14 protein-coding genes are annotated in these 12521 nt (G+C 72.8%); 2 read left to right on the top strand and 12 right to left on the bottom strand.

What is annotated here, in order from left to right:
* Positions 1 to 90: 90 nt before the first annotated feature.
* From ACIRA5_RS36405 to egtA, 7 genes are all read right to left on the bottom strand, one after another.
* On the bottom strand, positions 91 to 306 hold the full coding sequence (locus tag ACIRA5_RS36405) for a dodecin (protein WP_352047419.1): 216 nt from the start codon (positions 304 to 306) through the stop codon (positions 91 to 93).
* A gap of 214 nt (positions 307 to 520) precedes the next feature.
* The gene (locus tag ACIRA5_RS36410) at positions 521 to 844 is read right to left on the bottom strand and encodes a hypothetical protein (RefSeq protein WP_403698306.1); all 324 of its coding nucleotides are present in this window, start codon (positions 842 to 844) and stop codon (positions 521 to 523) included.
* Positions 841 to 999: a hypothetical protein gene (locus ACIRA5_RS36415; protein ID WP_403698308.1), complete on the bottom strand. Its 159-nt coding sequence runs from the start codon at positions 997 to 999 to the stop codon at positions 841 to 843. Before ACIRA5_RS36415 ends, ACIRA5_RS36410 begins: the two co-directional genes overlap by 4 nt.
* A 143-nt stretch (positions 1000 to 1142) precedes the next feature.
* Positions 1143 to 2105 (bottom strand): L-histidine N(alpha)-methyltransferase, encoded by a 963-nt coding sequence (gene egtD, locus ACIRA5_RS36420; protein ID WP_403698310.1) that lies wholly within the window; start codon positions 2103 to 2105, stop codon positions 1143 to 1145.
* On the bottom strand, positions 2102 to 2911 hold the full coding sequence (gene egtC / locus ACIRA5_RS36425; protein ID WP_095851160.1) for an ergothioneine biosynthesis protein EgtC: 810 nt from the start codon (positions 2909 to 2911) through the stop codon (positions 2102 to 2104). Before egtC ends, egtD begins: the two co-directional genes overlap by 4 nt.
* A complete protein-coding gene (gene egtB / locus ACIRA5_RS36430) occupies positions 2911 to 4233 on the bottom strand; it encodes an ergothioneine biosynthesis protein EgtB (protein WP_403698312.1) in 1323 nt (440 codons plus the stop codon). Before egtB ends, egtC begins: the two co-directional genes overlap by 1 nt.
* Complete coding sequence (gene egtA / locus ACIRA5_RS36435) at positions 4230 to 5573, bottom strand: ergothioneine biosynthesis glutamate--cysteine ligase EgtA (protein WP_403698314.1); 1344 nt, start codon at positions 5571 to 5573, stop codon at positions 4230 to 4232. Before egtA ends, egtB begins: the two co-directional genes overlap by 4 nt.
* A gap of 326 nt (positions 5574 to 5899) precedes the next feature.
* Here egtA and ACIRA5_RS36440 point away from each other — a divergent pair, with 326 nt between their 5' ends.
* Positions 5900 to 6799: a TIGR02452 family protein gene (locus ACIRA5_RS36440; RefSeq protein ID WP_403698316.1), complete on the top strand. Its 900-nt coding sequence runs from the start codon at positions 5900 to 5902 to the stop codon at positions 6797 to 6799.
* Here ACIRA5_RS36440 and ACIRA5_RS36445 read toward each other — a convergent pair.
* The 5 genes from ACIRA5_RS36445 to ACIRA5_RS36465 all read right to left on the bottom strand — a co-directional run bounded on the left by ACIRA5_RS36445 (position 6753) and on the right by ACIRA5_RS36465 (position 11267).
* Entirely contained in the window at positions 6753 to 7208 is a 456-nt protein-coding gene (locus ACIRA5_RS36445; protein WP_403698318.1) for a type II toxin-antitoxin system PemK/MazF family toxin, read from the bottom strand. The genes ACIRA5_RS36440 and ACIRA5_RS36445 overlap by 47 nt on opposite strands.
* A gap of 26 nt (positions 7209 to 7234) precedes the next feature.
* Positions 7235 to 7837: a LysR substrate-binding domain-containing protein gene (locus tag ACIRA5_RS36450; protein WP_403698320.1), complete on the bottom strand. Its 603-nt coding sequence runs from the start codon at positions 7835 to 7837 to the stop codon at positions 7235 to 7237.
* Between the two features lie 45 nt (positions 7838 to 7882).
* The gene (locus tag ACIRA5_RS36455; protein WP_403698322.1) at positions 7883 to 9370 is read right to left on the bottom strand and encodes a flotillin family protein; all 1488 of its coding nucleotides are present in this window, start codon (positions 9368 to 9370) and stop codon (positions 7883 to 7885) included.
* A gap of 145 nt (positions 9371 to 9515) precedes the next feature.
* Complete coding sequence (locus ACIRA5_RS36460) at positions 9516 to 9734, bottom strand: hypothetical protein (protein ID WP_095857581.1); 219 nt, start codon at positions 9732 to 9734, stop codon at positions 9516 to 9518.
* Positions 9735 to 9842: 108 nt separating this feature from the next.
* Positions 9843 to 11267, bottom strand: a complete 1425-nt coding sequence (locus ACIRA5_RS36465) for an amidase (RefSeq protein ID WP_403698323.1) — start codon at positions 11265 to 11267, stop codon at positions 9843 to 9845.
* Between the two features lie 170 nt (positions 11268 to 11437).
* Between ACIRA5_RS36465 and ACIRA5_RS36470 the strand changes: the two genes are divergently transcribed.
* Entirely contained in the window at positions 11438 to 12472 is a 1035-nt protein-coding gene (locus ACIRA5_RS36470) for a LacI family DNA-binding transcriptional regulator (RefSeq protein ID WP_403698324.1), read from the top strand.
* Positions 12473 to 12521: the final 49 nt, after the last annotated feature.

Genomic DNA, 12521 nt, shown 5'->3' on the forward strand with positions numbered 1-12521 from the left:
GCTTCGGCGCGCGGTGGCGCCACCGTTGTGGGGCCTCGCACGCCGGTCAGGGCGGCCAGGGGCCTCCCGGGCTTCGGATGGCCCCGGGGCTCAGGCGCCGTCCTCCAGGCGGAAGCCGACCTTCAGGCCGACCTGGTAGTACTCGACCTCCCCGTCCACGATCTGCCCCCTGACCTGGGTGATCTCGAACCAGTCCAGGTTGCGCAGGGTCTGCGAGGCCCGGGAGATCCCGTTGCGAATGGCCTGGTCGACGCCCTCGTGGGAGGTGCCGACGATCTCGGTGACCCGATACGTGTGGTCGGACATGCGGGTGCTCCTCTCCGCCGTGGCGGGTGCGCCACGCGTCACTCCACGGTGCCTCACGGCGCGGCGGTGCGCGAGATGTCGGGGCACCGTGGGTGACCCAGGTGTATGGCCCTGTGAGGTCGGGGACGTGTCGTTCCTGCTCCGAGCGGCAGGGGCGGGCGTAAGCCCATGAGTCGAGCGGGGTGCGGTTGAAGCGCTCGGCCTTGCCACGGGTCTACGGCCGGTAGGGCCGGGCGCGCTTGTGTGAGATCCCGGCAGAAGCCAGGTTCACCACGCTGTCGGCCGTCGCGACGGCAACGGTCGGCGGGGCCGCCTGCCCCACGACCTGTCTGGCAGACCGGTGGGAACCCAGGCCGGTGCGCCGCCGCAGGCCGTGGCCGGCGACGTCGAGCGCCTCGCGCGGCCTGCCGAGCGGGCCGGCGTCCCGCGTCGCCTGGGTACAGATCGCGGTCAGCTCGGCCTCGTGCTCGGCGCGGTAGCCGGCCGGGTGGAAGCGCGGCGCCCAGCACGGGACGCGCGACGGGTGCCGCTCCGTCATGCCAGGGCCCGCTTCGGGCGGATGGCGAGGGCGCGGCGGACGGCCATCCGGCGCTCCGCCTCGGCGACGACGGCGCACAGCCGCTCCGTCCCGGCGGCCGGCACGGAGCGGCCGGCCTCGGCGAGGGCGTCGACCTTGCGGGCCCGGCCGTCCACGATCTCCTCGCACTCGACCTGGCGAACGGCAGCGAGGCCGTCAGCCCGGCGGGCGAGAAAGCACCGTCAACTGGTCATCCACACCAGGCCAGAAGGCCCTCACCCGGGTGGCCCACCGTCGAGGCGGGCCACCCGGGCTGGTGTCAGCGGACCACGCTCAGCGACAGGGCGAAACGGCCCTCCTGGTCCGTCCACCAGTGGGCCAGATCGAGCCCGGCGGCGGCGAGTTCGCGACGTACCCCCTCCTCGCGGAACTTCGCCGAGATCTCGGTGCGCAGTTCCTCGCCGTCGGCGAATTCGACCGCGAGGTCGAGCGCGGGGATCTTCACCGTCTGTTCGGTCAGCGACCGCAGCCGCATCTCGATCCACTCGCGCTTGTCGTCCCAGAGGGCGACATGGGCGAACGCGTCGGGGTCGAAATCGGCGCCGAGCTCGCGGTTGACGACGTGCAGCACGTTCTTGTTGAACTCCGCCGTCACCCCCGCCGCGTCGTCGTACGCGGCGACCAGAACGGACTCGTCCTTGACGAGGTCCGTACCGAGCAGCAGCGTGTCGCCGGGGGAGAGCAGCGCCCGTACGGACGTCAGGAACGTCGCCCGTTCGGCGGGCAGCAGATTGCCGATGGTGCCGCCGAGGAACGCCACCAGCCGCGGCCCCGGTGTTCCCGGCAGCGCGAGGCCACCCGTGAAGTCGGCGATCAGCGCGTGCACGCCGAGCCCCGGATGCTCGGCGATCAGCGCCTGCCCGGCCTGGGTGAGGGCGCTCTCGCTGACGTCGACCGGCACGTACGTGTGCAGCCCCGGCAGCGCGTCGAGCAGATGGCGGGTCTTCTCGGACGAACCGGACCCCAGCTCGACGAGGGTGCGCGCACCGGTCGTCGCGGCGATCTCGGGGGCCCGGGCGATGAGGATCTCGCGCTCCGCCCGGGTGGGGTAGTACTCGGGCAGTTCGGTGATCTGGTCGAACAGCTCGCTGCCGTGAGCGTCGTAGAACCACTTCGGCGGCAGGGTCTTGGGGGTGTGGGTGAGGCCGTGCAGGACGTCGGCGCGCAGCGCGGCGTCCGTGGCGTCCTCGGGCAGGGTGCGGGTGAGAAGGAACGGGCTCACGTGCTGGGCTCCTTGGTGCGTGCGGATGCCAAGGGGTCGTGCGCGCCTTCCTGCGCGTGCGGGTCCTTGAGCGGGGTGAGCAGGACGTCGGTGCGGCTCGCCGCGAGCAGCGTGCGGTCCGGCACCTCCTGCCAGTGGGGGTCGTCGTCGTACGGCTCGGACGCCACGACGGTGCGGCGGCCGGGCTCGGCGAGGTACCAGAGGGTGTCGCCCCAGGCCGTCGCGGTGATCGTGTCGCCGCTTGTGAGCAGCAGGTTGAGCCGGGATCCGGGGGCCGCCTCGGCGACCTCCAGGACGGTGTCGGCCAGCGCCTGGCCCTCGTTGTCACCGGAGCGCAGCCGGTGCAGGAGCAGCGCCCAGACGAGCGCGGAGTCGCAGCGGGCCTCCAGGGACAGCAGTTCGGCCGGGGGCAGGCTTGTCACCAGCGGGGCGAGGGAGCCCGGCCAGCCCCGTACGGCGCCGTTGTGGCTGAACAGCCAGCGGTCCGCGGCGAACGGCGCCGCCGCGGCCTCCCCGTCGGCTCCCGCCACGGTGGCGTCCCGTACGGCGCCGAGCAGCGCCGTGCTCCTGACGACCCGGGCCAGGTCCGCGAAGGACTGGTCGCCCCAGATCGGCCCGGGGCGCCGGTATCGCGCGGGCACCGGATCCCCTTCGGCGTACCAGCCCACCCCGAAACCATCGGCGTTGACCGTCCCGTGCCGCTGTCGGCGCGGCGCCCACGACTGCCGGAACAGACTGTGCGGGGGTTCCACGAGGAGTCGGCCGAGCGGTTCCGGCGGTCCCAGGTAGGCCAGGTGACGGCACATCAGGCGTTCCCGTCGCGGGCCGTGCGGAACCCGGAGAAGATCTGACGCCGGATCGGGTAGTCCCAGTTGCGGAACGTCCCCCGGCAGGCCACCTGGTCCACGGCGAACGAGCCACCGCGCAGCACCTTGTACTCCGGACCGAAGAACACCTCCGAGTACTCCTTGTACGGGAACGCCGCGAACCCGGGATAGGGGTGCAGGTCGCTCGACGTCCACTCCCACACGTCACCGATCAATTGCCGTACGCCGAGCGGTGACGCCCCCGCCGGATAGCTGCCCGCCGGGGCCGGACGCAGATGGCGCTGGCCGAGGTTGGCGTGCTCGGGGGTGGGGTCGGCGTCGCCCCACGGGTAGCGCGTGGAGCGGTCGGCCGCCGGGTCGTGGCGGGCCGCCTTCTCCCACTCGGCCTCGGTGGGCAGCCGGCGCCCCGCCCAGCGGGCGTACGCGTCGGCCTCGTACCAGCTGACGTGCAGCACGGGTTCGTCGGGCGGTACGACCTCGGTGACGCCGAAGTGACGCCGCAGCCACTGTCCGCCCTCGCGGCGCCAGAACATCGGCGCCTCGATGCCGTGCGAGCGGATGTGGGACCAGCCCGCCGGGCTCCACCAGCGTTCGGTGTCGTAGCCGCCGTCCTCGATGAAGGCCTGGTAGGCGGCGTTCGTCACGGGAGTGGTGTCGATGAAGAAGGGCGGGACCTCGCGTCGGTGGGCGGGGCGCTCGTTGTCCAGGGCCCACGGCTCGGTGGACGTGCCCATCGTGAACGGGCCGCCGGGGACCAGGACTTCGGCGGGTCCCGTGAACGGCGGCCCGGCAGCAGGGTCCGGCGCCTTGAGGGCGGCGGGTCCCTTGCGGAGCTGATGGGTGATCAGCATCGTCTCGTCGTGCTGCTGTTCATGCTGGGCGATCATCCCGAACGCGAAGCCCGCCTCGGTCAGCGGCGTGCCCCGGAACGCGGTGCTCTCCAGGACGTCCAGCGCCCGTCCGCGTACCTCGGCGGCGTACTGACGGGCCTCGGCGGGCGGCAGCAGCGGCAGCGAGGGCCGCTCGGCGCGCGGATGCTCGAACGCGTCGTACAGCCCGTCTATCTCGGGCCGCATCGCGTCCCGCCCGGCGACCGCGCGCAGCAGCCACAGCTCCTCCTGGTTGCCGATGTGTGCCAGGTCCCAGACCAGTGGGGACATCAACGGCGAGTGCTGCGCGGTCAGTTCGGGCTCCTCCACGCAGGAGGTCAGGAGCGCGGTGCGGTCGCGGGCCGTGGTCAGCGCGTCGAGCGCGCGCTCCCGGAGTGACTCCGGATCCGTGGGTGTTGAGGGGGCGGTCATGTGCGGATGTCCTTCCCGTCGAGCTGACCGTGGGACCGGCCGTGGTGACCGTCGGCCTGATCATGGCTCTGACCATGGAATCGGCTGTGGAAGCGGTTCAGCAGATCGTCGGCGGGGCAGCGGCCCCGGGACACATAGCGGTCCGTGAACTCCGCGACGGCCTCCTGCACCTCGGCGGTGGCGCCCAGGCGCGGCAACGCCTCGGCGGCGGCCGCGAAACAGGTGACGGCGGCCTCACGCAACTCGGGGTCGGTCAGGCCGTACCGCGCGGCGTCGTTCCACAGCGGGTTGCACGGAGCGGGCCGCGCCTCGGCGCGTTCCGCGAGGGGTTTGACGGTCCGGTAGGCGACCTCCGCGGCCTCCGGGTCGTCGAACAGCGCCGCCGTCACCGCCAGCGGCACGATCCACCCGTCGTCGCCGGGCTGCGCGTCGATCATGCGCAGTTCCAGATGGCCGCGCGGGCGGACCGGCGGGAACAGCGTCGTCAGGTGGTAGTCGAGATCCGCCCGGTCGGGCGGTGTCTCGGACCTGGTCCACGCCCGGAAGGTCAGACCCTCCGGTACCTCCCAGGGGCCGTCCGGCGCCCGGACGCACATCACCGGCGCGTCCAGGACGTGCCGGGCCCAGGCGGCGCGCGGGTCGCCGCCCAGCGGGGGCGCGGCGGACCGTCCCGGGTCCATGGCCGCCCACAGGGACTGCCGCGTGGAGCGCCAGCCCGTGTACCGGCCACCGGCCACCGGCGAATGCGCGAACGCGGCCACCAGGACCGCGCCCAGCTGGTGCGCCAGCCACCAGCGGCGCCCGTGCCCCAGCGGGCCGGGCTCCTCGTATCCGGCGTCCAGGCACACCTGGACGGAGGCGGAGGAGCACATCATGGCCCGCCCCTCCGGGCCGGCCCGGTCGAGGTACTGCTCCATGGCGTCGTAGCGCGGCTCATGGAGAAAGCGGCTCGGGGGGTTCCAGGGATCGTGGCCGTACCCGCTGAGGCCGAGATCCGCCTCGCGCAGTACCGCGCGTACCGCGTCGAGGTCGGCCGAGACGGACCCGATGCACTCCATCAGGGAGGCGGCGGGAAGGGAGCTCAGCTCCAGCTGTCCGCCGGGTTCGACGGTGAGCGCCGAACGCAGGGGCAGGGTCCGCAGTGCGGCGTACGCCGCTTGGAGTCGTTCGGGTGATGCCGGGAGCTGCGGTTGCCGCAGCTCGTGGACGAGCCATTCCACTTCGACACCGAGGGTACGAGGCGGTCCGGTCTTGAAGCAGATGCCTCGGACCAGCGCCTCCACCTCGGCCTCGGTGACGGCGGAGCGGCGCTCCGTACAGTCACTCACCGAATCGGACATGTCGGGATCCTCCTGAGATTCCACCATGCCGCCGGCCCGACTTCTGTCGCGCCGGACCGGCATCGCTCGTCCCACCCAAGACCCTCTTGGCGGTTCGCACAAGGGTGCAAATCGTCGCTCGCGGGTTCCGGAGGCGCTGTTTGCCGGGCCGCGAGACGCTGTTTACGAGGCTGGGAAATTCCGTTGCGCCGTAGGACCAGCATCGCTCACGATGCGTTCATGGGCACGACGGGGGAATCGGCCGGGGAATCCGCCTGGGAAATGCCGGGGGGAGCGACGGGGGAGATCGCGAGGTGCGTCCTCGTGGCGCGTACGGGGGTCGCGCCATGAGTGCGCGCCTGCGCGCGCTCGCGCAGCAGACGCAGGAGATCGTCGCGGCGGGCGGGTACCGCGCGTCCGACGGACGCGCGGTGTCGATCGCCGCGGCCGTCGAGGCCGCGCGGACGGGAACGCGCATGCACGGCCCCGGACCGGTCGGGGCACCGGCCGCCGGCCCCGCGCGCGCACCGCGCGAGAGCACGCTGTTCGCGGTGACGGGCGAGAGCACTCTGGAGGCCGCCCGACGGCTCGTGCGCAAGGACGCAGGGCGCCCGCCCGGCCCGGTCGCCGTCCTGAACTTCGCCTCGGCGCGCAACCCGGGCGGAGGCTTCCTGAACGGCGCACAGGCCCAGGAGGAGGCCCTGTGCCGGGCCTCCGCGCTGTACACGTGTCTGCTGCGGGCCCGGGAGTTCTACGACCACCACCGCGCCCACCGGGATCCGTTCTACACGGACCGTGTCATCCACTCACCCGCCGTGCCCGTCTTCCGCGACGACCGCGGAGCTCTGCTCGACGAGCCGTACATGGCCGGATTCCTGACCGCCGCGGCCCCCAACGCCGGAGTCGTCCTGCGTACGTCCCCGGAGCGCGCGCCCGAGCTGGGACCCGCGCTGGCCGTACGCGCCGAGCGCGTCCTGGAGACCGCCGCGGCCCACGGCTACCGCCGGCTGGTGCTGGGCGCGTGGGGCTGCGGCGTCTTCCGGAACGATCCGGCGCAGGTGGCGGGCGCGTTCCACGACCTGCTGGTCACGGGCCGCTTCGAGGGTGCTTTCGACCAGGTCGTGTTCGGCGTCCTGGACCGCACGGGAGATCAGGCGACGCGAGGCTCCTTCGAGCAGACGTTCGCCCAGGTACGGGCCCTCAACGCCAGCCGTACCGCTCCTGCAAGCGGCGCACGACCGAATTGAACCGCATCCGGTCCAGCGCACAGGCCTCCCGCCGCATCCCGTCCTCGTGCAGCCGCAGCACCCGGTCCACATCCACCCACGAGTCCCGCCCCGACCGGTCCCAGGGCCCGCTCCCGATCGGCACCCACTCCCGGTCTCCGTCGTGCCGCTTGCTCGACAGCTGGACGGCGAGCAGCGTGCCGGTGTCCTCGCGGGCGACGACGAGCACCGGACGGTCCTTGCCCCGCCCGTCGTTCTCCTCGAACGGCACCCATGTCCAGACGATCTCGCCGGGATCGGGGTCGCCGTCGTGCGCGGGCGCGTACTCCGTCCGCACCCGTCCCACCTCGCGGGGTTCGGCCTCGGTGGTCGCGGAAGGGCCGTAGCGGCCGGGAACGTCTTCGGTGGTGTCATCGGTAAAGGCAGTCACGCGGCTCACGTTAGAGCCTGCCCTGCTCAACCCGCCGAGCGGGTGGCCGAGATGGCGGACTGCCAGGTCCGGGCCGCGTGTTGGAGGCGGTCGCGGACCCGTACGACGTCCGGGTGGGCGTCGGCGCCGGGGCGTTGGACGAGGAAGAGGGTGTGGAGGGGCGGTTCGACCGGCTCGTGGAGCAGTGCGAGGCGTCCGTCGGCGAGGTGCTCCTCGCACAGGGAGCGGGGCAGCATGCTGTAGCCGGCGCCCGCGGTGACCGCGGAGACGACGGCGTACAGGTTGGGCACGGTGACCGCGGCCCGGGCCGCGAGCTGTTCGCCGAAGACGGTGCGCCAGTACCGGCGCACGAGGGGCAGATCCTCGGCGTAGGTGACCAGGGGAACGTCCCGGACCGCGGTGCAGATGTCCTCGGCCGACGGGTGCTCCTCGACGCGCCGCGCCCAGCTCGGAGCGGCGACCAGGAGGTACTCCTCGTCCGCCAGAGCGGCCGACCCCGATGCTCGACGGCCACCAGGCCTGGCTCGACGGTCTGGTCGGTGCCGCGGCGAAGTAGGCCGAAGGGGCCGAGCAGCCGGGGCGGAAGGCCGAATCGCCCACGCAGAGCGGGCGACGAGGGACTGGAACACCCTCGTCGCCCCGCCGGGATCAGTCCCCGGCGTTCTCCTTCGGCGTCACAGCTTGCCGTCCCCCTCCACCGGCACCTTCTCCGTGCGCGGCGCTACGGCCCCGTTGCTCCCCGTACCGTTGCCGGCCGTCCCGTCCTGGTTCATCGACGAGAGCAGCTGACGGGCGAGGCCGAGGCCCGTGCCGCCCATGGTGAGCGCCTTGGCGAACATGTCCGACATACCGTCGGCGCCGTTGAGCAGCACCATGTGGTCGACGTTCCCGAACGCGCTGGCGCCCGCCTGGACGATCTCCGGCCAGTTCTCGGCGAGCTGCTGGGCAACCACCGCCTCCTGGTTCTCGGCGAGGGCCGCGGCCCTCGCCTTGATGGTCTCCGCCTCCGCGAGACCCTGCGCCCGGGTCGCCTCGGCCGCCGCGAGACCCTTGGCCTGAGCCGCTGCGGCCTCGGCCTCACCCGTGGCCCTGGTCGCCGTCGCGGCGGCCGCACCCCGGGCCTTCGTCGCCTCGGCCTCCGCGTTGGCGGCCGTCTTGACCCGGTTCGCCTCCGCCGCGGCCGCGAGCTCGGTCTCCTTGGCCTTGGCCTGAGCCGCCGAGATACGCGCGTCACGCTCGGCCTCGGCGCGGGCCCGCGTCTCGTACGCCTGGGCGTCCGCCGGCTTGCGGACGTCCGCCTGGAGCTGCTGCTCACGACGGAGGGCGTCGAGCTCGGCGATCCGGGTCTCCTGCACGACGACGTCCTGCCGGGCCGCGGCGTCCGCGAGCGGTCCGGCCTGCCGCGCCTTCGCCGCCGCCTTGTCGCGCTCGGCCTGGTAGCCGGCCTGGAGGATCTCGCTGTCCCGGGTCGCCTCCGACATCCGGGCCGCGGCCTTCTGTTCGGCCTCGGTGGCGAGACGGTTCGCCTCCGCCTGCGCGATGCGCGCGTCCCGCTGTACGGCGGCGGCGTGCGGCATCGCGAGGTTCTTGATGTACCCGGTCGGGTCCTCGATCTCGTGGATCTGCAGCGAGTCGACGATCAGACCGAGCTTCTCCATCTCCGTACCGCACGCGGCCCGGGTCTGGCCGGTCAGCTTCTCCCGGTCGCGGATCATGTCCTCGACGGTCAACCCGCCGACGATGGACCGCAGATGACCGGCGAACACGTTGTGCACCCGCTCCGACATCATCTTCTGCTGGTCGAGGAAGCGACGCCCCGCGTTGGCGATCGACACGAAGTCGTCGCCCACCTTGAAGATGACCACACCCCGCACCTTCAGCGGAATGCCCTGGGTGGTCACGCAGTCCACGTGCAGCTCGGTCTCGTTGAGGTCGAGCGAGATCTTCCGTACCGCCTGCACACCCGGCAGCACCAGCGTGCCGCGCCCCGTCACGATGCGGAATCCCATGCCCTCTTCAAGGCCTTCGGTCCGATGCTTCGAACCGGAGATGATCAGTGCTTCGTTGGGCTCCGCGACACGCCACATGAGCTTGAAGACCACAACGATGAAGATCAGTGCGAGGACAACAGCCCCCGCCACGACGCCGACAACCATCGGCATACGCCCCCTTTGGATGGTGCCCTATCGGCACCGAACGAAGGGAGTGTGCTCCTGTGCTCGACCGGGGTACAGACGCTGACGGATCCTTGTTGCAATCTTGACGCACACCGCTCTCACCTGGGACGGAGCGGGCACAGACGAGCCGTCAACTGTCGTACGCGGCCGATACGTACACCGTGCGCGGCGGCAGGTACTCGACCACCATCACCACCGTGCCCCGCTCGATGCGCTCCTTCGCCGCGGCCGGGTACGCGAGGAAATGCTCGGCGCCGCCGCGGACCCGGACGATCACCTCACCGACGAGCCCGGGTCCGACCGTGCCGGTCACCCGCCCCATCAACCCGACCATCGACGCATCGTCCATGGGGCCAGCGTACGGCCCACATCCCCTGGTCAGGGTCTTCGCGGCGAACTCGCTCACCGGCACGCGTCCCGAACTCGCCCACCGGCACGTGCAGTCGACTCGACTCGTCTACACCGCGGGGGAGTCCGCGGGCGCCCCGTGCGGCGGCCAGTGTTCGTGCCAGCGCTGGTCGGCCTCCAACTGGGCGGCCAGGGAGACGAGCAGCGGTTCGCTGTTCGCCGGACCGAGGAGCTGGGCGCCGACCGGCAGGCCGCCGTCGACGAACCCCGCGGGGACGTTCACCCCCGGCCAGCCCAGGATGTTCCACGGCCAGGCGTAGGGGCAGGCGGCGATCATGGCCCGGTCGGTGCCCAGGCCGTTCAGGTCCATCATCGAGCCGATGCGCGGCGGGGGAGCGGCCGTGGTCGGCGCGAGCAGGACGTCGTACGTGTCGAAGAGCGCGCCGATCCGCCGGTGCAGGGACGCCTCGGCGCGCCGGGCCACGCGCAGGGGTGCGCCGCCGAGCAGTCGGCCGAGCCGGGCCGCGCCCAGGGTCCGCCGGTCGAGGAGGTGCGGGTGGGGCAGGTCGCGCACCCGTTCGGCGATCCCGGCCGTCGCGCGCGGGATGAAGGTCAGCCCGATCTGCCCGTACCGGGGCTCGGCCTCCTCCACCGTGTGGCCGAGCGCCGCGAGCCGCTCCGCGAGCGCGAGCACCCGCGCCCGTACGACGGGGTCCAGGCGCGCGGGCAGCGCCGTGAACGGCGGTTTCAGCGACAGCGCGATCCGCAGCCGGCCCGGCTCGCGGCCCGCCGCCTCGGACACCCGCAGCGCGGGCGGGCGGTGCAGATCGCCGTCGTGGTTGCCGCTCGCCGCGTCCAGGAGCAGGGCCGCGTCCGCGACCGTACGGGCGAGGGTGCCGTTGACCGTGATGCCCTGGAAGGACTCCGCGCGCGGCCAGGTCGAGATCCGGCCGCGCTGCGGCTTGATGCCGATGAGGTGGGTCCAGGAGGCCGGGATGCGGACCGAGCCCGCGCCGTCCGAGCCCAGCGCGGCCGGGACGAGGCCCGCCGCGACCGCCGCCGCCGAGCCGCCGGACGAGCCGCCCGGGGTGTGCTCGGCGTGCCAGGGGTTGCGGGTGGCGCCGAAGGCGGGCCCCTCGGTGAACGGCCACTGGCCGAGCTCGCAGGTGTTGGTCTTGCCGATGACGATCGCGCCGGCCGCGCGCAGCCGCCGTACCGCCTCCCCGTCCTCGGCCTCGGGCGGGAACACACCCCGGCAGCCGAACGCGGTCGGCTCGCCCGCCACGTCCATGTCGTCCTTCACCGCCACCGGCACGCCGAGCAGCGGCCTGCGCACTCCGGCGGCGAGTTCCCTGTCCGCCGCGTCGGCCTCGGCGAGCGCCGCTTCGGCGCGCACCACCCGGAAGGCGTTCAGGGAGTGCTGCGTCGCCTCGATACGGGTCAGCGCCCGCTCGACCAGCTCGCGTGCGCTCACCTCCCCGTGGGCGAGGGCGCGCGCACACTCCGCCAGACCTGCGGCACGGTCGTGAGTCATACCTGACCACCTCCGGAGCACGTCGTCTACCGCACGGTAACCGCACCACGGGCCATCCCGCACGAGATGCGGAAGTTCCCTCGCGGAAGCGGGTGTTCCGGCACGACGGGCCCACGAGGTTCCCCCGGCGCGAAGGAGCGACCGGGGTTTCTGCAAGGATGCGAGACGTCATGGTGCAGATACCGAAGCAGCCCGTCCCGCCGACGCCCGCGCAACGACCCGTGCCGACGAGTGCCGATGTGGCACGCCTGGCGGGCGTCTCCCGGGCCACCGTCTCGTACGTACTGAACAACACCAGCGCCGTCCGGATCAGCGAACCCACCCGCCGCCGCGTCCACGAGGCGGCCAAGGAACTCGGCTACGTTCCGCACGCCGCCGCCCGCTCCCTGCGCGCCGGACACAGCCGTATGGTCCTGATGCCCACGCCGAGCGTGCCCGTGGGACCGCTCTACAGTCAGTTCCTCAACGAACTTCAGTGGGCGCTGGGCCGTCTGGATTACACGGTCGTGCAGTACGGCAGTGTCGGCCTGCACGGCGACGAGGCCGCCCGCGCCTGGGCGGAGCTGCGACCGGTCGCCGTGCTGGTGCCCGGCAGCGACCTCGGCCCGCAGGGAGTGGCCGTCCTCAAGCGATCCGGCGCCCGGGCCGTCGTCACGCTCGGCCCCGAGCGCGTCGAGGGCGCGCACGCGCTGCTCATGGACCACGACAAGGTCGGCCACAGCGCGGGCGTCCACCTGCTGGCCCGCGGCCGCCGCCGGATCGGCGTCGTGGTGCCCGAGGAACCCGGCCTGGAGATCTTCTCCCAGTCCCGGCTCGACGGCGTACGCCGGTCTCTGACCGGCACCGACGCCACGGCGACCGCGCTGCCGCTCGCGTACGAGGAGGGGGCCGCCGCCCGGCTGGCGGTGCGCTGGCGCTCGCTGGGCCTGGACGCCGTGTTCGCGTACAACGACGAGTACGCCATGCTGCTGATGCGCGCCCTCCAGGAGGAGGGCGTCGGCATCCCGGACGAGACGGCCGTCATCGGCGCCGACGACCTCATGCTCGGGCGACTGCTGCGGCCCCGCCTCAGCACCGTCCACATCGAACTGCCGTCCGGGCGCGACCTCGCGGAACTGGTCGACCGGGTGGTGCGCGAACCGGGCGCGGCGCCCGAGAGCCACGAGGTACTGGGCGCGCGGGTGGTGCACCGCGACTCGACCTGAGAGAGGCTGTAGCTGGTCCCCGGCCGCATCCGACCCGTTCGGACCGGAT

It is taken from the genome of Streptomyces sp. NPDC096311 (genome assembly GCF_044763085.1).
Lineage (GTDB): Bacteria > Actinomycetota > Actinomycetes > Streptomycetales > Streptomycetaceae > Streptomyces.

Bases quoted from the DNA above. Each gene is read 5' to 3' on its own strand.
- egtC (WP_095851160.1), bottom strand. From the start codon at position 2,911: ATGTGCCGTCACCTGGCCTACCTGGGACCGCCGGAACCGCTCGGCCGA.
- ACIRA5_RS36440 (WP_403698316.1), top strand. From the start codon at position 5,900: ATGAGTGCGCGCCTGCGCGCGCTCGCGCAGCAGACGCAGGAGATCGTC.
- egtB (WP_403698312.1), bottom strand. From the start codon at position 4,233: ATGACCGCCCCCTCAACACCCACGGATCCGGAGTCACTCCGGGAGCGC.
- ACIRA5_RS36405 (WP_352047419.1), bottom strand. From the start codon at position 306: ATGTCCGACCACACGTATCGGGTCACCGAGATCGTCGGCACCTCCCAC.
- ACIRA5_RS36460 (WP_095857581.1), bottom strand. From the start codon at position 9,734: ATGGACGATGCGTCGATGGTCGGGTTGATGGGGCGGGTGACCGGCACG.
- egtA (WP_403698314.1), bottom strand. From the start codon at position 5,573: ATGTCCGATTCGGTGAGTGACTGTACGGAGCGCCGCTCCGCCGTCACC.
- ACIRA5_RS36455 (WP_403698322.1), bottom strand. From the start codon at position 9,370: ATGCCGATGGTTGTCGGCGTCGTGGCGGGGGCTGTTGTCCTCGCACTG.
- ACIRA5_RS36410 (WP_403698306.1), bottom strand. From the start codon at position 844: ATGACGGAGCGGCACCCGTCGCGCGTCCCGTGCTGGGCGCCGCGCTTC.
- ACIRA5_RS36465 (WP_403698323.1), bottom strand. From the start codon at position 11,267: ATGACTCACGACCGTGCCGCAGGTCTGGCGGAGTGTGCGCGCGCCCTC.
- ACIRA5_RS36470 (WP_403698324.1), top strand. From the start codon at position 11,438: ATGGTGCAGATACCGAAGCAGCCCGTCCCGCCGACGCCCGCGCAACGA.